This is a genomic window from Hahella sp. NS-SX17 (assembly GCF_057367735.1).
In genome coordinates this window covers 4,339,913-4,358,559 of record NZ_CM170632.1, presented here as the reverse complement: position 1 = coordinate 4,358,559, position 18,647 = coordinate 4,339,913, and the positions used below count along the sequence as shown (strand labels likewise).

Sequence of the window (18,647 nt, the reverse complement as noted above, 5' to 3'; positions counted from 1 at the left end):
CTGCTTGCTGGGCTCGTTGTGTGTGAGCTCCTCACGCTGACGAAACGTCGCGCTAAATAGGCGCTGTCCAGGTTTGGAAAATAGTCCCGGGGAGGTCTATTGTTGATAAGAGAGTGCAGGGAGAATTGCTATGCAGGGCGGAGAGGACATTCAACTGCTTGTGTTTCGTTTGGACGGAAGCGCTTACGCAGTTGAATTGGCGCGAGTCAGGAAGGTGTTCAGAGCGGCGGCGATCAGTCCGTTGCCTTCGGGGCCGAGAGTCATATGCGGCGTGTTGAATATACGCGGTCGCCCGGTGCCGGTGGCGGATCTGCGGTTGCGGCTGGGGCTGCCCCCTCGCGCGACGTCGCTAGAGGACCGTTTCCTGTGGGTGCGCGCCGACGCCATGGATCTGATTCTGACCTGCGACAGCGTGGATGGCGTCAGTGTATTTCCCTCGTCCGCCATGCTGGATGTCTCTGAGATTCCCGAGCGACCGCCGGTGTTGAAAGGCGTCGTCTGCCTGACGGATGGCGTGTTATACATCAATGACCCCGACACCTTGCTCAACCTCAGGGAAAAAGAGGAATTGGCCTATGCGCTTGCTGAGCACGATGAGTGACGCCGTGGCCAATGTGAGCGCGCTAGGTCCAGATTTGCTGTCGGCTTGTCAGTGGAAGGTCAATGAGCTTTGGGGACTGCACTATCCACAGGAGCGCTGGGGCGATCTGGAGCGACATATCAGATTGGCGGCTCTGGATCTTGGCTACGAGGAACCCTCAGCATTCGCCCGCGCCTTGCTCTATGATCAGATCGATCCCGCCCAAAAAGTACGTCTGGCCTCTGAGCTGGCGGTGGGAGAGACCTACTTTTTACGTGATCCCGCCTGTTATCAGCACCTGATTCATCATTTTCTCGCTCCTTTGATCGATCAACGTCGCCGCAGCGGTCAGAAGCGCCTGCGTATCTGGAGCGCGGGCTGTTGCAGTGGTGAAGAGGCATACAGCCTCGCCATTTTGATGGAGAGCCTGCTGCCGGGCGTTCGTGACTGGGATATCCAGCTCATGGCGACGGATCTGGTGACGGAGTTTGTCGAAAAGGCGCAACGGGGTAGTTATAGCGCCTGGTCATTCCGGCAGGTGGATTCTCCCTGGCGCGACCGCTATTTCAAACAAACCGACGCCAACCAATGGACGATTCATGATCGTTTCAGACAACGCGTCGACTTTTTTCAATTGAATCTGGCCCTTTCTGTCTACCCGGATGAGAAGCGAGGTTTGTGCGACTGTGATGTGATCCTGTGTCGTAACGTGTTGATGTACTTTTCACCCTCGCAGGCGGCAGCGGTGCTGGAGCGTTTGCAACGTTCCCTGAGCCCGGGAGGCGTGTTGCTGCTGTCGCCGGCGGAGAGCGTAATCTGTCAATGGGCGGGCCAAAAAGTGCATAACTGGCCGGAAGGCGTCTGTGTTCGACGGCGCGAAGAAGCGCTGATGCAGCGCGCGGCTGACGCAAAACCGCTTGAGCTGGGGGAGGACGTCAAAAGACGGGCGCTGGAACAGACTGAACAGTGCATTTGGCGCGCATCCACCGTTCACCTTCAACAAGAGAAAGATGTTTCCCGAGAGCCACCGGCGTCCGAGGCGGAAGACTTCTGGCGCGCCGGTAGCAAGGCGTACAGCGAAGGCGACTACGATGCGGCTGTCCAGCACCTTGAGCGCTTCGCCGCCTGCACAGGGGCGTCTCTGCGCCGGCAGGCGGACGCGGCCCTTCTCATCGCCCGCAGCCACGCTAACCGTAATCGGCTGCAGGACGCGGAGGAGTGGACCCATCAGGCGATCCGCATGGATCGCCTGCAACCAGGCGCTTATTGGCTACTGGCGTCGTTGTGTATCGGGCGCTCCGAACGTCGTCAGGCGTTGGAGGCGCTGACGCGGGTGATCTATCTGCAGCCGGATTTCATTATGGCCCATTACCTCAGCGGTATTTTATGTATGCGGCTGGGCCAGCCTGAGCGCGCTTCGCGCTGTCTGCGTAACTGTAAGGAGCTACTGGCGTCTATGGCGCCGGAGCAGCTATTGGAGGAAGGGGAAGGACTGACGGTGGGAGACCTGCTGGAACTGGTGCGAGGCGCTTTCGACGATCTCGCCGGCGTAATCAAGTGAGCTGAGTCGACCCCTAAAGGATTGTAAGAAGGAGAGCAGAGTTGAAAGGTTCAACCTACACCGACTGGGAAGCGTTAAAGCGCAACCTTCAGCAGGTGGAGCAATTGCTGGCGAACGAATTCAATCCCTCGCCGGAATCCGCCAAGGTGCGGCTGCAGGCGCGGGCGCGAGAGCTGGCGGAGCCGGAGACGCAGGATGATGAGTCGGACCGCATGGAAACGCTCGTGTTTGAGCTGGCCCAGGAGGTCTATGCGCTGGAGCCGGAATTCATTGCGGAAGTCGTCCCCCTCCGGCCGCCAACCCCCATTCCCTGTACGCCTCCCTACGTGCTGGGCGTGATCGGAGTGCGTGGCCGCATCGTATCAGTTCTAGATCTTCGTGTGTTCTTCGACCTCCCTCTGAAAGGATTGTCGGACCGTAACTCTGTCGTTGTATTGGCGAGGGATGGCCGTGAATTTGGACTGCTGACAGATCGAGTTACCGGCATCTGCGAGTTGTCGCGGACGTCTTTGAACACCCGGCTTGAACATCTGAGCGGCGTACGCAAGGAATACCTGATCGGAGTGACCCCATCTCATTGGGCTGTGCTGGATGCATACAAGTTATTGAACGACTCCCGTCTGATCGTCAACGACAGGATATAGAGCATGTTCTATCGCAATCTGAAGACCGCTAACAAATTAATTCTGGCGTTCAGCTTTATCGCAGTGATCGTTGTCACGGCGCTGATTATCGCATTTCAGGGGTTGCAACAGGTTCAACAGTCGCAACAGAAACTCTTCGACGAACAGTTCACCCAGCACATGCGCATCAAGGATCTGATGATCAACATCAACGAAAACCGGGCGTTGATGTTGAAGATGGTCGTACAGCAAGGCGCTGGCGGCGCACTGTTGGATGAGATGAAACGCAATAGTCTGCAGGGTGAAAAGCTGCTGGGAGAGCTCAATGGCTCCGTTGCTCGCGCCAGTGAAACTCAAGAACTGCTACAAAAACTGAGCGAAGAGTGGCGGGAGTTTTCCGGCGCCAGGGAGAAAACGATCATTCCTCTGATCGCCGCCGGAGATTACGAATCAGCGGGAGTTACCCTGACCAGCGATCAGTCTGAGCGCATTGCCCAGATCCGCGAACTCGGCGATCAGATTATTCGCCTGGGTGAACGTAACATTCAGCAGACTTTGGCGCAGTCTAAAGCCACTGTGGAAGGGCAACGGAGGGCTATCGTCATTGTCATCGGCGTGATTCTGGCGCTGATGGCGGCGATTGTATGGGCGACTTCAAAATCCATCGCGGGACCGCTGGTGGCCTTGACGCAATGGGCGGAGCAGATTGCGGAGGGGGATTTGATGTACGGAAGGGAGTTCGAGAAGCGCGAAGACGAAGTAGGGATGTTGAGTCAGGCGTTCATTCGCATGGGAGAGAATCTGCGGGAGCTGGCGAAAACCTCGGAGTCCATCGCCAGGGGGGACTTGACGGTGAACGTCACCCCCCGTTCGGACCGGGACGTCCTGGGCATCGCCTTTTCCGCCATGATCAGTAATTTGCAGAGCCTCACATCCGACCTGAAAGAAGGGGTGGCGGTGCTCTCCACCGCGAGCCAGGAGATTCTGGCTTCGACTGGCCAGGTCGCCGCCAGCGCTCAGGAAACTGCCACGGCTATCAGCGAAATCACCACCACGGTGGAAGAAGTCAAACAGACGGCGACGGTCTCCAATCAGAAAGCCAAGCATGTCACCGAAGCGGCGCAACGCACTATGCAAGTGTCTCAGGATGGACGTAAAGCGGTGCAGGCGACTCAGGACAGCATGAGCCAGATTCGCCAGCAGATGCATGCGGTGGCGGAAAGCATCGTGCGCCTGAGTGAGCAGAGTCAGGCCATCGCGGAAATTGTCGCTACTGTGAATGACCTGGCGGAACAGTCGAACCTGCTGGGCGTCAACGCCTCCATCGAAGCGGTGAAATCCGGCGAGCAGGGGCGCGGCTTCTCAGTGGTGGCGCAGGAAGTGAAAACCCTGGCGGACCAATCAAAGCAGGCCACTGGTCAAGTGCGCAATATCCTTAATGACATTCAGCGGGCGATGAATAAAGCGGTCATGGTGGCCGAGCAAAGCAGCAAAGTGGTGGATGGCGGTTATCAGCAGGCGAAGTTGTCTGGGGATTCCATCCGCATGTTGGCCGAGAGCATTGAAGAGTCCTCTGGCGCTGCGCTGCAGATCGCGGCTTCCAGCCAGCAGCAGCTGGTGGGAATGGATCAAGTGGCCAGCGCCATGGAGAGCATTAAGAAAGCCAGCCAGGACAACGTGGAAGGCACCAAGCAGGCCGAGCAGGCCGCGCGTAACCTGCATCAATTGGGGGGGCGCATGCAGAACAGGATTGCGCAGTTCAATGTCTGAACGAGAACAAATCTATAGTTGCGCGTGGGCGCTGATGGGCATTGCAGGGATTAACGGTTATTGATTGTCGTGGGAGTCTTGGTCTGGCGTGGATAACTTGGTCTGGCGGGGCGTACGGCGCGGAAGGCCTTTCGCATTTAGACGCCGTATTAAGGATAAAAGGCCGTATGCTGGGTAGAAAACGTAAGCAGGGTAGAAAGCGTATGCAGGTAAGAAAACCGTATGCAGGATAGAAACGAGGCGTTGAAAAAGCGTTTGCTGGATGCTTTTCGAATGGAGGCCGGTGATCGCATGCGTATCCTGGCGGACGCCTTCGCGATGCCCGTGGACGCCTTCGACACCGCCTTGGTGGAAAGCGTATTTCGCGAGGTGCATAGCCTCAAAGGCGCCGCCAGGGCTGTGTCTCTGGGGCCTGTGGAGAAGCTGTGCCAAGCCTGGGAGACCTTGCTCGCCACTGTTAAACGTAGCGGCGCTGGCGTCAGTGAGACGCAGATCAGCCTGAGTCGTCAGTGTCATATCCTGCTGCGGCAGTTGATGGAAGACGCCTCCTCTATCCCCAATGATCAGCTGACGGACTTCTGTCGACGTATAGAGCGGGGTGAGGACAGAGAGGGCTCTGTCGCGCTTCAGGGCGGCCTTCAACAAACGGCGGCTGCAGATAACGTCTCCGCAACTCAGAAGTCTGACTCATCTACGCCGCCAGTGGCGGATGCTGCGCCTCAACCACAACACAAGGATGTCCGAATTGAGGAAGAACCCTCCGCGCCCAATGAAACGCCATCGCCGGACTTTCTCCAGAAACCGCCCGAGTTGGGCGGACTGGCCGGGGCGGCGGGGATGTTGCGGATCAAAGCGGAGCATCTTGATGAACTGATGTATCAGGTGGAGGATCTGCAACAGGCGAAACTGGAGGTCACGCAAACGTGTGTGATGCTCAAGGAAGCGGCGGCTGGCTTTACAGAATGGCGCAAGCTCCGACACGAAGTCACTACCGCCGCCCGCCAGCTGAAAACCCATATGGAGCAGGATGGCGGGCGCCTTCCGTCCAACGGCGGCGAGACGCTGTCGGCGATGGAGCGGGAGCAACAGACGCTGATTGATTTTAGCGCCTGGGCGTCGGATTTCCTTGGGCAGTGGGAATATCGACTCACCCAGATGGCGAGGAACTCGGAAAAAGTCGCCAGAAGCCTGGCGACGGTTGCGGACGGTATGCATTCGCAGATGCAGGCGGTGCTGTTATTGCCCTGCTCAGTATTGGTGGAAGGTCTGCCTGCGATGGTGCAGGACATTGCGGAGGCGTTGGGCAAGAAGGTGCGTTTGCGCTATTCCGGAGAAGGTCTGCAGGTGGACAAGCGGGTGCTTGATGAGTTGAAAAGCCCCCTGCAGCACATGCTGCGTAATGCAGTGGATCACGGTGTGGAGGCGCCAGCGCGTCGCCGCGAACTGGGCAAACCGGCGTGCGCGAAAATCGACTTGGATTTCATGCAGGAAAATGCGGGGCTGTTCGAAGTGAGAATTCGCGATGACGGCGTAGGGTTCGATCCAGCCACTTTGAAGGCGAAGGCCATCGCCCAGAAAGTACTGGATGAAGACAAAGCGTCCGAGATGAGTGACAAAGATGCGGCGCAATTGGCGTTTACCTCCGGCGTTTCCACCAGCAACATCATTACGGACTTATCCGGCCGTGGGCTAGGCCTCGCGATAGTCAGAGAAAAGGTGGAGCGCCTGGGCGGACGCATTCTTCTGGATACGGCTCCCGGCCGCGGATCGACCATTACTCTGCAGGCGCCGACCAGTATGGCGACCTATCGGGCGCTGCTGGTGCGGGTGGAAGACCAGTTAATGGCGATTCCGGCGCAATCGGTGGAGCGGGTGCTGAGGCTGCCTCAGGAAGAGGTTAAAAGCGTGGAGAATCGACTTTCCTTTACTCTGCATAACACGGCCAATCCGCTTTGGCGGCTGTCGGACGTGCTTGGCCTGGGAGCGCCGTCTTCGCTGCTGGATAGGGCCGCCTGCGTTCAGGTGGCGGTCATGAGTGTGAATGGTGATCGCTTCGGCCTCATGGTGGACGAGGTGATTGGCGACCACGAAGTGATTATCAAACCTTTGGGGCCGCAGTTGCTGCGAGTCCGCAACGTACTGGGCGCGACGCAAATGGGAGATGGCCGCATTGTGCCTGTCCTGCATCCATTCGACCTCTATAAAAGCGCATGTCATACGGATTCTGCGCCGGTCCAGGCGGGAGACATGGATGAATTGCGTCGGCGCAAGCGCATATTGATCGCGGAGGACTCAGTCACCTCGCGAGGACTGTTAAAAACCATTCTGGAAAGCGCCGGTTACGAAGCGGTCACCGCCAATGATGGCGTTGAAGCCTGGGAGGCTTTGAAGCATGGGGCGTTCGACCTGATGGTGTCGGATATTGAAATGCCCCGTCTGGATGGCTTCGGATTGACTGCAAAGGTGCGGGCGGACCGCCGCTTTGTGGAGTTGCCAGTGGTGCTGGTCACTGCATTACAGAGCCCGGAGGACAAAGAGCGGGGAATGGAGGCGGGCGCCAACGCCTATATCGTGAAAAGCGGTTTTGATCAGGGCAATTTGCTGGAGATTATCCGGCAGTTGCTTTGACAAAGGAGCCGGGCGCGGGACTGCCGGCGATTACAGGAAAAGAGGTGACAACGATGGACGTGTTGATAGTGGACGACTCGCCTGTCATTCGACAGTTGCTGCGCCACATCATTGAAAGCGGCGGCATGCGGGTGATCGGCGAGGCCTCAAATGGAGCGGAGGCGTTGCGCAGTATCGCCAGGCGCAAACCGGATGTGATCACCATGGACATCCATATGCCGGTGATGGATGGCCTGGAAGCGTCGCGGCGAATCATGGAGGAATATCCGACGCCGATAGTGGTGGTGACCGCCAGTTACAGTCTGGGCGACGCGGTGACCGCCATGCAGGTGCTGGAAGCCGGCGCCATTACGGTGACGCCGAAGCCGCAGGGGCCTGGACACCCGGATTTTGAGCGCGACGCAGAAGGTCTGGTGAGAACCATTCGTCTTATCAGCGAAGTTAAAGTGGTGAGACGGTTTCGCCGTCAAAATCAGCGCGCGTCAACACGGCCGCCGCCTCCCGCAGGGCTGGATCGGGAGCACGAAGGGTTTCAGCCCGGCGTGATCGCCGTCGGCGCCTCCACCGGCGGTCCGGTGGCGCTGAAGGAGCTGTTGCAGGGGATATCGCGGGACACGTCCTGTCCAGTATTGGTGGTGCAGCACATTTCGCCAGGCTTTCTGACCAGCTTTTGCGAATGGCTCAATCAGGTGTCTGCGTTGCCGGTCAGTATCGGCGAGTATGGGGAGCGCGCAGAGAGAGGGCGGGTGTATCTGGCGCCGGATGGTTGCCATATGGAGGTGGATCGAAGTTGTCGTATCAGTTTGGTGAACGGGAACCATAACGAATCGCTCTGTCCCTCCGTCGCACGCCTGTTCAGTAGCGTCGCCAAAAACTTCGGCAGTAATGCGGTCGTTGTATTGTTGTCGGGTATGGGGCGCGATGGCGCTGCGGAAATGATGGAGTTGCACCGGCTGGGGGCGCTGACCATCGCTCAGGATTCGGCCACTGTCGTGGTGAATGGCATGCCGGGAGAGGCGGTGAAGCTGGGGGCGGCCCGTCACGTGTTGAGTCCTCCCCGTATAGCCGCGTTACTTAACGAACTGCCGGTACAAAGCTGCGTCTGATTCGCTAATGCAAAATAGTAGTGGACAACACAACAAGAGAGTTGAAGTGATGTTAACAGGAACAGAAATTCTCATTGTCGAAGACAGCCTGACCCAAGCCCTGCAGCTGCAAATGCTGCTGGAGCAGAATCACTGCGCCGTCACTGTGGCCGAGAATGGCGTACAGGCCCTGAAATGCATAGCTGAACGCAGGCCGACCATTATCGTGAGCGACATCATGATGCCGGAAATGGACGGTTATACCTTATGCCGGACGCTGAAGTCGGACCCGAAGACGGAGTCCATACCGGTCATTCTGGTCACCACGCTGACTGATCCCAAAGATGTGGTGCAGGGGTTGATCGCCGGCGCGGACAATTTTATCACCAAGCCCTATGACGAGAAGTATCTGCTGTCGCGCATACGCTATTTTCTGGCCAACCTGGAGCATCGGGACCACCAGCGGGTGAAGATGGGGATTGAAATTATTCTGGATGGCGAGCGTCATTTTATTAACTCCGCCCGTCAGCAGATACTCGATCTGCTGATTTCCACCTACGAAGAAGGCATTCGTCTCAATCGGGAGCTGAAAGCCAAACACGAGGAACTCAGTCACACACACTCGTTGATTAACAGTCTGTTCCATTTTACTGCAGGCTTAAGCGCAGCCAGTACGGAAAAAGATACGATAGAGCAGGGACTTAGGCAGGTGTTGTCGTTCCCCAACGTTGCTGCTTCCTGGTTGCTGCTGATGGACCCGGAACACAAAAACGGCTGGCGGCTGGCGGGATTTCGCGGGGATATGGTGACCGTCGAGAAGCTTGAGTCGTGCGGAGGCAGCTGTCCTTGTCTGCATGCCGTCACCAATGACGGGCTGACTGGCGCGGTGGACATTGCGGACTGTCCCGCGCTGAAAGGAATCTTCGCGCGCAATCATCATGCGACGGTTCCTTTGTTACTGGGGACGGAAGTCATCGGACTGCTCAACGTCGCGCGCACTGAGGGCGGGCCCTGGGTTGAAGAGTCGCTGCGGGCGATGCAGTCACTGGGGTATCAATTTTCGGTCGCCTTGGGCCGAGCAAGATTATTCGACAGCCTGGAGGGATTAGTGGAGCAGCGTACATCCGCTCTAAAAGAGGAAATGGCGGAAAAAGAGAAGGCGCAGGAGCAGCTTAAGCTACACAATCGCGCAGTGGAAGCAAGTGTTAACGCAATTGTTATTGCAGGCAAAAGTGAGCCCGAGAACCCTATTGTTTACGCTAACCCGGCCTTTGAGCGAATCACGGGTTATGAGCAGGCGGAACTCCTGGGGCGTCACTTTTTGTTTCTACTAGGCAGAGATACCAGTCAGATAGGCGTCGCCAATATAAAGCGTGCGCTGAAGTCCAACACAGAAGGCTATGCCTTGCTGAAAAACTATCGCAAGGACGGCACCCTGTTTTGGAATGAACTGAAAGTGGCTCCGGTCGCGGACGCCAAAGGCGATGTGACCCACTTTGTGGCCATATTGAATGATGTCACGGAGTCTATCCAGTATCAGGAGCAACTGGAATATAAGACCAACTATGACAATCTGACCGGGCTGCCGAACCGCAATCTTCTTAATGACCGTATTCAGCAAGCTATGGCCTTTGCGGCGCGTCGTGACAGCGGCTTCGCCCTGGCGGTGTTCGATTTGGACAACTTCAAGTACATCAACGACAGCATGGGGCACGAAACTGGCGATCAGTTACTGAAAGAGATAGCGGAATCCTTACGTAGCTGCTTGCGAGAGGGGGACACGCTGGCGCGTTTGGGGGGCGATGAGTTTGTCATCCTGATGAATAAAGAAGAGCGTGATCGGCCGCTGGGATTGATGCTGAACCGCATCCAGCAGCTGGTGTCGCAGCCCCGCCGCCTGAAAGAGAAAGAGATCCTGGTCACGCCCAGCATCGGCGTTTGTCTGTATCCAGAAGACGGCGAGGACGCTTCAACTCTTCTCAAAAACGCGGATACGGCGATGTATAAGGCCAAAGAGCGTGGCCGTAATCGAATTTGCAGCTACACCCAGGAAATGAACGAGTCGATACAGAAGCGGGTGCAAATGGAGCAGGACCTGCGACGGGGAATTGAAAACGGTGAGCTGGAGCTGTACTACCAGCCGCAACTGGACCCGCATGGCGGCGGCGCAGTGGGGCTGGAGGCGCTGGTGCGCTGGCGCAAGGGCGATCGTATGGTGCCGCCTCTGGAATTTATTCCCATCGCGGAAGAGACCGGCCTGATCACTGATGTAGACGCCTGGGTGTTGCGCGCGGCCTGTCTGCAATTGAAACTGTGGCGGGACCAGAAACAGCAGATAGTTCCCGTCTCCGTCAATCTGTCATCGCGGCAATTCCAGGACGCCCACTGTGTCGAACTGGTTCGGAAAGTGTTGCAGGAATCAAACGTTGACCCCGGTCACCTCAAAATAGAAGTGACGGAAAGCATGGTCATGCACAATACGGAAGAAGCCCTGCGGACGATGACGCAACTCAAGGCGATGGGCGTGCAGCTATCCATGGACGATTTCGGCACGGGTTATTCCTCCCTCAGTTATCTGAAGCTGTTTCCTTTCGATCAGCTCAAAATCGATAAGAGCTTTGTCCGTAATGTCACCAATGATCCCCAGGAAGCCGCTATCATTCGCGCGATTATCGGTCTGGGCAAAACCCTGGGGATTAAAATCGTGGCGGAAGGCGTGGAAACCGTCGAGCAGTACAGTTTCCTGGTGCGCGCCGGCTGCGACCTTATCCAGGGGTATTTCTACTCGCCGCCATTACCCGTGGCCGCCTGCATGCATTTCCTGCAAGAAGATCATCTGTGGGGGAAAAAGCGCAAAGAGATTGAAGAAGGTCAGCAGGCCAGAAGAATACTGATCGTCAATGATGACGAAACTGTTTTACGCGCCGTCTGCGGCGAACTCGGCCACGAAGGCTACGATATCTTCGAAGCCCGCACTATGGCGGAAGCCCTGCGTCTTCTCGCCGCCCATGAAATGCACGTCATCGTGACCGACCAATGCATGAAGGAAATAAAAGGAGTGGACCTGCTGCGTAAAGTCAAAGCCATCCATCCCGGCACTGTCCGTATGGTGCTCAGCGGTTACAGCGGTTTCAAAGACGTCCTAGAAGCCATCAACGAAGGCGCTGTCTTCCGCTTTATCACCAAACCCTGGAACTCGGAACACCTGCGCGAAAACGTCAAACAAGCCTTCCGCGAAAGCGACCTGGCGCGGGAAAATCAAATGTTGAGGGAGCAATTGGATATATTGCGGAGTGGGAGTTGAAATGGAGTGGGAGTTGAAATATAGGCGAAAAAACATGAAGTGTAATCAGTGACTTGTGCTTCAAGAGCAGTGGCATACCACGCTTTGTTGTACGCAAGCTATAAAACCAGTTCAGTTTCGATGTTTGGCCTGAGCCCGAAACTGAACTAATATCCCGCCGCAGACAACGCTCGTTGCACCGCAATACTGAACGCGCCTGATGCTCACTCCTTAACCTGTATATAGAACGACGAAATGAAAAAACTTGCCTGTATTTTTCTAATGATGATTTGCGCGACGGTGAAGGCTGACGTAACCGAGTTTATGCGCATGTTTCAAACTGCTCCAGAGACTGAAGCGGTTCAATTGATGCACTACAGATCGAAAGATAACGCAAAGAAAAAGTTACGTATGAGCTGGGAAATTAAGACGCTGCTTCAGAGCTGGGGAAGTGTTTCCAATTGCAGGCCTACTGATAACTCAGACTATGTCTATATTATTTTAGAGTCTGTCAGTATCGTCGATGGGGTCTCAGAAACCTCCAGGTATTACTTTGAGTGTGATTCAGGCGCTTTGGGCAAGGCTGGAATGTACGTGGAAGAAGGGAGGTTGTCTGGTGAAGTGAAGCCCTACAGAATCGCCCTGGGGCCGGCTATTAGCCCTGAGAACATAGACGAAGCTAGGCGTGTCTTCGCCAGACTGTTTGGCGTCCAGAATGGCGGTATGGTTGATATATTGGAAAACGGGATACCTGTTTATATTGACAATATATCTCGCGATAAAACTAGTCCGGAAATAGTACATGTTATCTATAGGACAACGCTGAACTTTGTAGATGATCACGATATGGTTGGCGCTGAGGCGATAGCAGTGGTTAGGGAAGTAATAACGAAAGACTCGCCGGAAGAGGTGAAGTACGTGAGACTGGTTGCAATTGAACTGGATACTTTGTTAGAAGAGATAAAGCCTAAGATAGCAAAAATATCACTGAAGAACAGTGATGGTCACTGGGTTGAAGCTAAGGAAGAGATGAACGAGAAGTTTGGTGAATTTCCAGAAGTTAAGATAAACCTTAATGGCTCGAAATAAAGGTTTAAATTGATGTTTAATAAGTTTTTATATTAATGTTAAATTTTATTTTTAATAATAAATATGCGCAATTATTTATTGCATATATCTGTTAATACCAAATATTAAATTCTTGTGTGCTTCCTACTGTTTGACGTTGTTGACATTAAAATCGGATGCTGGAAATGGAGAGCATATGGATCTTCAGGCTATTTTTGAGCTGGAAATATGGAGCCAGCCGGGAGGTTGTTGCAAAGCCGATCAAGGGTTGGAAATAGAGATGTTGCTCAAGAAAGAGCTTCCGTATTCGATTGACTTTATAGTCGGACACGTGTTCTCGCCAAGTAAAATAGATATAGAGAACCTTTCCATATCTATACAAGAGAACGAACTAAAAGAGAGTGATTTTAAGAGTTTTTGCATTCAGAGAGGGCTGTCGACAGACCTTAAAAATAGTGAAAGCGCTGCTAGATTTCTCGAGTATAGCTATGGGAGGCTCTTGGCATGGGTGCACCTTCCTCATAATGAGATAGGTAAAGAAATATATGTTCATCTCGTAAAGTGGCTTTCAGGTGAGAGGTATAACTTACAAGGTGCAGATGCGGAGTATTGTATTAATTTATTAAACATCAGTGATACTCCGCTATTTTGGGATGAGTAATAAAGGGGAGGGGCAGGTTGGGCCATGCCGGTCTTCCTTTGGCGCAACTTGGCAGAGATTTTATCTATATAATGGAATTGTTTAAGGAGTAGATGTGATGAGTTCTTTAAAAGCATTTGTCTACGTGTGCTAACTGCGGCTGGGTACTCTTTTTTGATCCGCGATATCATGACCCGTTGAAGGCATACGGCGAGTGTGTTTATAGCAGGAAGTTTTATTTTCAGTTTTATGGTGAGCTGGATTGTATATACTTATTTTTGTATTCTTATGGATTAGAAAAAAATCAGCTTTTATTGGTTTCTAGAGTAATATGGTAAAAGAATTGTTTAGCGCATGAAAGGTGAAAAAGTTTCCTTGAAGGAGGTGTTGGTATTTGCGGCGGTTATTGCAGGTTACCTTTTTCTTTCCATAATTGGTTTTGAAAAGGTCAGGCATGCAGTTATCTGGAGCGCACTAACGCTGATGTATCTGGTAATGATCAGGCTTGCTTATGGGGTTAGTCTTATAAGGGTGTATTCCAAGACCTCTAAAGCAGACAAAATTCAAGCTGTAACGGTTTTCTTTATATTTGTTTTTTTTAATGTCTATGAAGGACTCGCTGAAAGGCTGTTGGTGGCGATCAGTTTTTCAATGTTTGTGTTATCGTTTCATGGATGGCTCAGTAGAAAAAAACTTGAAAGAAGTTAGCCGGCCACAAGTTCAAGGGCTTTTCCGCTTTTTGGCTGGAGCCAGTCTTCTGATTGGGTGAGACTGGATTTGAGGCGTTACTCAAGTTTCATCTTCATAGCCGTACCAGTAACCTGCTTAACCAGAGGGAGGCTATTGCTTAAGTCAATTTTTGCGCAGGAAAAATGAGCAGATCAGAACTCTGTTAACTACCTGCCGCAGTTGCTGACTTCGACAACGCAATCAAATGTAGATGTCATTGGTCCATACTTATGCGGAATATATATGGAGAATTGCTCAACTCTCACTTCAGCATTTAAGGTGACTGCTTCGTTTAACCAATAGGCGATACGTTCATATTCAACTTGTCTGTCTGGAGAGGAAATCTCCACAATGTCCCATAACTCCTCACAGTCGTCTTTACGTAATCCAATGAAGGTAATGGTCCCAGTGATCGAAGCCTTGGGAATCTCGTTATTGAAATACGCGTTCCACCACATTGGGGAGCCGACCTCGCCATATTTTTCTATGTAGTCGGGCGCGTAAAGGGCGAGTTCTGTGTTGACGTCGTTAGCCCATGTCTGGGGCTGGTCTTTTAGATCGAATATAACAGGCATTACAATAACCGTTCTTTTTAGCACTTTTTTAGCTTGCGTGTTTAGCGTGAGGAATAGTAGCTGAATCATAAAAAGGCGCGCAATAAATGCAATGGATGGGTCCTCTGTTCACCAACGCGGCAGGCTGGAAAGCCTATGTTTCATACTCAGCGGGGACGTGGTATATCAAACATGATGCTCCGCTTGAGATAGGGAAGGGGAAGTCGGGATTGATGTTGCTTCCTATTCTTGAGAAGGGTTATGGCGAATGCTATCAACATCAAATCGCTCTTCTCAGAAGTGGGCTAAGGGAGTGCGGTCTGGATGAGGCCTATGCTGAATCTTTTCCTTTTAAAGTCCCTGTTTTATTTCCGTTTCAGCATGACATGCGCAACTGGGCTGATGATGCATCGGACTGGTTGTGGGATATCGAACTGACGCTCGCGGAGGCGGAGTTGCTATTCGCTGCGTCTCAAAGCAGGCAATTCAGCCAAAGAACCAGGCATAAGTTGAGGCAGCGGGTAAACGCCTGGACTACTCAACGGGGGTTTTGTTTTGTGCGTGAGAAGTCATGAGGGGCGTGGCGTCTGTCTCCCAAGACGCCACTGGTATGAATTAGCCTACCTGATAGCGTCCTGGTTTGTGGTTGACCGTCAGCAGCAGGTTTAGCGCCACGGCTCCGAGCACTGAGTAAAGCAGGATCATGGGGGTAACAATAAAGCAGGACGCCAGCACGATGATGCAATCGACCATCATCTGAAATTTTCCAGCGCGCATGATATTACGTTTTTGCAGGTAGAGCGCGAGGATGCCGACGCCGCCCAGGCTGGATTTATGGCGGAACAGAATCAGCATGCCCATGCCGATCAGAAAGCCGCCGAAAACCGCTGCGAACCAGGGCTCTATCGACTCAATGGAGACGACATCCCCGGTGTGATCCACCACCAGTGAAACGATGGCGACGGAGATAAACGTATTGAGGCAGAAACGCCATCCCATCTGTTTGAAAGCCAGCCAATAAAACGGCAGGTTAAGCAGGAAGAAAATCTTACCGAAGCTGATATGCAGCACATGCGTCAATAACAGCGCCAACCCCGCCGTACCGCCTGTCAGCAAGCCGGCTCCGTTAAACAGAAATACGCCGAAGGCCACAAACGCCGTGCCGCTGATCAGCGCAAACAGATCTTCAGGAAGTGAATGCGATTGTAGGGTAAGGGAACTATTAGTCATCGTGAATCCGTCAGAAGGGGAAAATACAGCCTGGAAGTCGCCCAGCGCGGCGATTTTAACGAGGCCAAAGGCAAAAGTCGCGGACCTTACAAAAAATAACGGGATATTTTAGGGATTTTGACAGAAAAATTGATTTGGGTGCGCTTTGCTTCTGTTTGTCGTTTAGTGGGATGACGCATTAAAAGACATACGGCCTTTCAACGGATTGTAACGTAGCCGCCGCACACTAAGCGGCTCCCTCATGGGAGTTTAAACACTACGTTATGCTATGAAAGGATTTCTGCAATGTTAAAAACAAAAGTATTGGCTTTGGCCGCTTCCTGTATGGTTTCCACTCTTGCTTTGAATCAAGTCGCCAGCGCGGATGACCGTGTCGCCCAGGTGGATGTAGCGCAAATGGCGGCGGCGGAGAGGAGTTTTTATTATCCGCAGCGCATGAATCAGTATGGCCGTACGGATTACATTTTTATCGACGCCACCAACGGAACCCAGTTCTGTAAAGAAGAGGGTTACAGCAATTCAGTTGGCGGCTCCATTTTGTGTGGTGAGGATGAAAGCTCTTACATCACTTTTGACTGGTATCAGCAGCAGTGGGTGTCAAAAAGCACTGGCAGTAAGAACCAGTGCTATCCCCTTTATAGAACCATCACCTGCCGCTAACGGCGAAGCGGCCGAAAAATGAGTTGAAAAGGATGGGGAAGATCCCATCCTTTTTGCGCCACGCCACGCCACGCCACGCCACGCCACGCCACGCCACGCCACGCCACGCCACGTTTAAGTTCTTTCAAACTGGTTTCGTCTTTCTTGCCTGCCCGTATTCTGTCGGGCAGTCGACGAAACTAGAGAGGGGTTGTGCAAAAATAAACCAGTTGAGCTATAACTGAATCAAGGCAGCCTCGCTGCCAGCATGGACGTAAAGGAAGGAGGGAATCGTGCCGTCACCGGAAATTATCGCCGCGCTTGGCGCTGCGTTTAGTGGATTTTTCATCGCGCTTTGGGCGTTCCGCACCTATCGCAGAGACGTGAAGTTAGCCCAACCCAGTTATATTCTTCTCGATCAGGACATCACCTCCCAAGGCAAGCGCATCAGCGAAGTGCGCTTGCGTACGGCGTTGTTCAGCGCGTCCCAGCGCGGCGTGGTGATTGATTATCTGACCTTGTGGTTGCGGCGAGGCGATGTCGAGGCGAATTTCAACATCTGGGCTTACCTCAATAAACAATGTCTGCGGGAAAGCGGCGGCCTTCTGGCGCCGAAAGAGGGGGTGGTTCTCGAACACCACTTTCTGACTGAAACAGAAGGTCCGGAATTCGAGTTCAAATCCGGTCCCTATGAAATGGTGATATTCGCCAAACCCGCTGGCTCCAGGCGTTTGCAAAGACTCAGTAACCTCTATTTCGTCATCAGTGACTATCAATCCCAGCAAATGCGCAAGTCCGCTCTGGGTTTATGCTTGAGATGGGACCCCAAACACCGGTGTTATCAATCTGATATCGAATCCAATCTGAAGCCCAGTGTTACGCCTCTGGTGGAAGAGCACGCCGGAGGGCATTGAGATTCTTCCCTGGAAAGCAGAAACTTCAATCAATCTAATAACTTGGAGTTCCATGAATATCAGGCTATTCTCAATTAACGGTTGTTAATGTCGAGGAATAGCTTATGGGGCCTGCCCCAACTTATAACGTTGTAAGCAGCGGGGAGATCAATGCTGGCTTTGAGTCCCGGCAAGTGGCGGATAGTTGTGCGAAACTGTTCAAAACAACCCCGGAAAAAGCGCAGGCTCTGCTCGGTAAAAAGCGGGTTTTAAAGAAAGGGCTGGATCTGGAGACCGCGCGTGCATATGTAAGCAAGCTGGAAAGCATTGGTATGGCGGCCACGGTGCAGGAAGTGCGGCCGGAGCCTGCGCTGAAAGCGCATACCCTGACGCTGCAGCCAACCGAAGAAGAACTCAAGGCGAAAGAAGAAGCGGTTGCAAAGCCATCTGACGATCGCGTTACCTGCCCGAAGTGCCATCTGGAGCAGCCCAAGACCGAGCAATGCGCCGGGTGTGGCGTGTATTTGCATAAAGTGATCCCACCGCCCGCCGAGACGACGCAAACCGAATCGCCCGCTCGCCCTGGCGGCAACATCAGAAACTCTAGCGCCAAACCAGGTAAGGAAGGTGAAGTTACCTATGCGACGGACGACGTAGAGGCGTTCAACATAAAAGCGATCGCCGCCGCCGCAGGCGCCGCCTTACTGGGCGCTTTCTTATGGAAAGTGATCGCCATGGCCACGGGGTATGAGTTTAGTCTGATCGCCTGGGGGATTGGCGGCGCTGTCGGCTTCGCCGCGCTTGCGTTGGGCGGACGTGGAGTCGCCACCGGCGTCGCCTGCGGCGTGTTGGCCTTCTTCGCCATTATGGGGGGGAAATACATGGTCACTCAGAGTATTCAGGAAAACTGGTTTGAAATTCTGGCGGATGCAGGAGTATTGGAAATAGAGGATCTTCGGCCTACCTATGAGGCCGTGGTCCAGGCGGCCCAAGTCTACGAAACTGACGTGACGGATGATGAATCGCTGCGCAAGTTTATGATCGACTATGGCTATTCTGAAGCGGGCGATCCCAGTGAGGTGGTCCAGTTTGAGATTGAGAATTTTAAACAGGAGTTTGAGCCGGAGTTACGCAAGGTGGCCCTGCAAAAACCGTCGTTTGAGCAATGGATGAAAACCATCGTTGGCGGAGAGGTTGAGCAATACTCTACCTTTGATCTCATGAAAGAAGATTTCGGTCCTCTGGATATCCTGTTTCTGTTTCTGGGTGTCGGCACCGCCTTTCAAATGGGAAGCGGCATGCGGAGACGTTAACGTCTCTGCATCCGTTGTCCTCCTTCTATTTCTCTATTTCTCGCAAGTCCT

The 18,647-nt window shown here is 53.4% G+C and carries 17 protein-coding genes; 14 read left to right on the top strand and 3 right to left on the bottom strand.

Features of this window, described 5'->3' with window-relative positions:
- Positions 1 to 130 precede the first annotated feature (130 nt).
- From AC2IBB_RS19185 to AC2IBB_RS19140, 10 genes are all read left to right on the top strand, one after another.
- Complete coding sequence (locus AC2IBB_RS19185; RefSeq protein WP_486328366.1) at positions 131 to 601, top strand: chemotaxis protein CheW; 471 nt, start codon at positions 131 to 133, stop codon at positions 599 to 601.
- Positions 576 to 2,141 carry a CheR family methyltransferase gene (locus AC2IBB_RS19180; RefSeq protein ID WP_486328365.1) on the top strand — a complete coding sequence of 522 codons (1,566 nt, stop codon included), beginning with the start codon at positions 576 to 578 and terminating at the stop codon, positions 2,139 to 2,141. The genes AC2IBB_RS19185 and AC2IBB_RS19180 overlap by 26 nt, the downstream gene beginning before the upstream one ends.
- 41 nt (positions 2,142 to 2,182) lie before the next feature.
- Entirely contained in the window at positions 2,183 to 2,785 is a 603-nt protein-coding gene (locus AC2IBB_RS19175; protein WP_486328364.1) for a chemotaxis protein CheW, read from the top strand.
- A gap of 3 nt (positions 2,786 to 2,788) precedes the next feature.
- Entirely contained in the window at positions 2,789 to 4,534 is a 1,746-nt protein-coding gene (locus AC2IBB_RS19170) for a methyl-accepting chemotaxis protein (protein WP_486328363.1), read from the top strand.
- Between the two features lie 222 nt (positions 4,535 to 4,756).
- A complete protein-coding gene (locus tag AC2IBB_RS19165) occupies positions 4,757 to 7,162 on the top strand; it encodes a hybrid sensor histidine kinase/response regulator (RefSeq protein WP_486328362.1) in 2,406 nt (801 codons plus the stop codon).
- 53 nt (positions 7,163 to 7,215) lie between these two features.
- A complete protein-coding gene (cheB, locus tag AC2IBB_RS19160) occupies positions 7,216 to 8,268 on the top strand; it encodes a chemotaxis-specific protein-glutamate methyltransferase CheB (RefSeq protein ID WP_486328361.1) in 1,053 nt (350 codons plus the stop codon).
- 49 nt (positions 8,269 to 8,317) lie between these two features.
- The gene (locus AC2IBB_RS19155) at positions 8,318 to 11,551 is read left to right on the top strand and encodes an EAL domain-containing protein (RefSeq protein ID WP_486328360.1); all 3,234 of its coding nucleotides are present in this window, start codon (positions 8,318 to 8,320) and stop codon (positions 11,549 to 11,551) included.
- 234 nt (positions 11,552 to 11,785) lie between these two features.
- Positions 11,786 to 12,619, top strand: coding sequence for a hypothetical protein (locus AC2IBB_RS19150; protein WP_486328359.1), 834 nt, complete (start codon positions 11,786 to 11,788; stop codon positions 12,617 to 12,619).
- Positions 12,620 to 12,794: 175 nt separating this feature from the next.
- Entirely contained in the window at positions 12,795 to 13,259 is a 465-nt protein-coding gene (locus AC2IBB_RS19145; protein ID WP_486328358.1) for a hypothetical protein, read from the top strand.
- Positions 13,260 to 13,592: 333 nt separating this feature from the next.
- Positions 13,593 to 13,946, top strand: coding sequence for a hypothetical protein (locus AC2IBB_RS19140; RefSeq protein ID WP_486328357.1), 354 nt, complete (start codon positions 13,593 to 13,595; stop codon positions 13,944 to 13,946).
- Between the two features lie 188 nt (positions 13,947 to 14,134).
- On the opposite strand, the gene AC2IBB_RS19135 is transcribed toward AC2IBB_RS19140, so the two are convergent.
- On the bottom strand, positions 14,135 to 14,611 hold the full coding sequence (locus tag AC2IBB_RS19135) for a hypothetical protein (RefSeq protein ID WP_486328356.1): 477 nt from the start codon (positions 14,609 to 14,611) through the stop codon (positions 14,135 to 14,137).
- A 17-nt stretch (positions 14,612 to 14,628) separates the two neighbouring features.
- Here AC2IBB_RS19135 and AC2IBB_RS19130 point away from each other — a divergent pair, with 17 nt between their 5' ends.
- Positions 14,629 to 15,096, top strand: coding sequence for a hypothetical protein (locus AC2IBB_RS19130; RefSeq protein WP_486328355.1), 468 nt, complete (start codon positions 14,629 to 14,631; stop codon positions 15,094 to 15,096).
- A 40-nt stretch (positions 15,097 to 15,136) separates the two neighbouring features.
- On the opposite strand, the gene AC2IBB_RS19125 is transcribed toward AC2IBB_RS19130, so the two are convergent.
- Positions 15,137 to 15,751 carry a YitT family protein gene (locus AC2IBB_RS19125; protein WP_486328354.1) on the bottom strand — a complete coding sequence of 205 codons (615 nt, stop codon included), beginning with the start codon at positions 15,749 to 15,751 and terminating at the stop codon, positions 15,137 to 15,139.
- Between the two features lie 285 nt (positions 15,752 to 16,036).
- Here AC2IBB_RS19125 and AC2IBB_RS19120 point away from each other — a divergent pair, with 285 nt between their 5' ends.
- Positions 16,037 to 16,411 carry a hypothetical protein gene (locus AC2IBB_RS19120; protein ID WP_486328353.1) on the top strand — a complete coding sequence of 125 codons (375 nt, stop codon included), beginning with the start codon at positions 16,037 to 16,039 and terminating at the stop codon, positions 16,409 to 16,411.
- On the opposite strand, the gene AC2IBB_RS19115 is transcribed toward AC2IBB_RS19120, so the two are convergent.
- Positions 16,408 to 16,539, bottom strand: a complete 132-nt coding sequence (locus AC2IBB_RS19115; protein ID WP_486328352.1) for a hypothetical protein — start codon at positions 16,537 to 16,539, stop codon at positions 16,408 to 16,410. The genes AC2IBB_RS19120 and AC2IBB_RS19115 overlap by 4 nt on opposite strands.
- A gap of 144 nt (positions 16,540 to 16,683) precedes the next feature.
- Here AC2IBB_RS19115 and AC2IBB_RS19110 point away from each other — a divergent pair, with 144 nt between their 5' ends.
- Entirely contained in the window at positions 16,684 to 17,304 is a 621-nt protein-coding gene (locus AC2IBB_RS19110; protein ID WP_486328351.1) for a hypothetical protein, read from the top strand.
- 104 nt (positions 17,305 to 17,408) lie between these two features.
- On the top strand, positions 17,409 to 18,596 hold the full coding sequence (locus AC2IBB_RS19105; protein ID WP_486328350.1) for a hypothetical protein: 1,188 nt from the start codon (positions 17,409 to 17,411) through the stop codon (positions 18,594 to 18,596).
- Positions 18,597 to 18,647 lie beyond the last annotated feature (51 nt).

Coding starts and splice junctions, on each gene's coding strand:
- AC2IBB_RS19185 (WP_486328366.1), top strand. CDS start 131: ATGCAGGGCGGAGAGGACATTCAACTGCTTGTGTTTCGTTTGGACGGA.
- AC2IBB_RS19180 (WP_486328365.1), top strand. CDS start 576: ATGCGCTTGCTGAGCACGATGAGTGACGCCGTGGCCAATGTGAGCGCG.
- AC2IBB_RS19170 (WP_486328363.1), top strand. CDS start 2,789: ATGTTCTATCGCAATCTGAAGACCGCTAACAAATTAATTCTGGCGTTC.
- AC2IBB_RS19165 (WP_486328362.1), top strand. CDS start 4,757: ATGCAGGATAGAAACGAGGCGTTGAAAAAGCGTTTGCTGGATGCTTTT.
- cheB (WP_486328361.1), top strand. CDS start 7,216: ATGGACGTGTTGATAGTGGACGACTCGCCTGTCATTCGACAGTTGCTG.
- AC2IBB_RS19155 (WP_486328360.1), top strand. CDS start 8,318: ATGTTAACAGGAACAGAAATTCTCATTGTCGAAGACAGCCTGACCCAA.
- AC2IBB_RS19150 (WP_486328359.1), top strand. CDS start 11,786: ATGAAAAAACTTGCCTGTATTTTTCTAATGATGATTTGCGCGACGGTG.
- AC2IBB_RS19145 (WP_486328358.1), top strand. CDS start 12,795: ATGGATCTTCAGGCTATTTTTGAGCTGGAAATATGGAGCCAGCCGGGA.
- AC2IBB_RS19140 (WP_486328357.1), top strand. CDS start 13,593: ATGAAAGGTGAAAAAGTTTCCTTGAAGGAGGTGTTGGTATTTGCGGCG.
- AC2IBB_RS19135 (WP_486328356.1), bottom strand. CDS start 14,611: ATGATTCAGCTACTATTCCTCACGCTAAACACGCAAGCTAAAAAAGTG.
- AC2IBB_RS19130 (WP_486328355.1), top strand. CDS start 14,629: ATGCAATGGATGGGTCCTCTGTTCACCAACGCGGCAGGCTGGAAAGCC.
- AC2IBB_RS19125 (WP_486328354.1), bottom strand. CDS start 15,751: ATGACTAATAGTTCCCTTACCCTACAATCGCATTCACTTCCTGAAGAT.
- AC2IBB_RS19120 (WP_486328353.1), top strand. CDS start 16,037: ATGTTAAAAACAAAAGTATTGGCTTTGGCCGCTTCCTGTATGGTTTCC.
- AC2IBB_RS19105 (WP_486328350.1), top strand. CDS start 17,409: ATGGGGCCTGCCCCAACTTATAACGTTGTAAGCAGCGGGGAGATCAAT.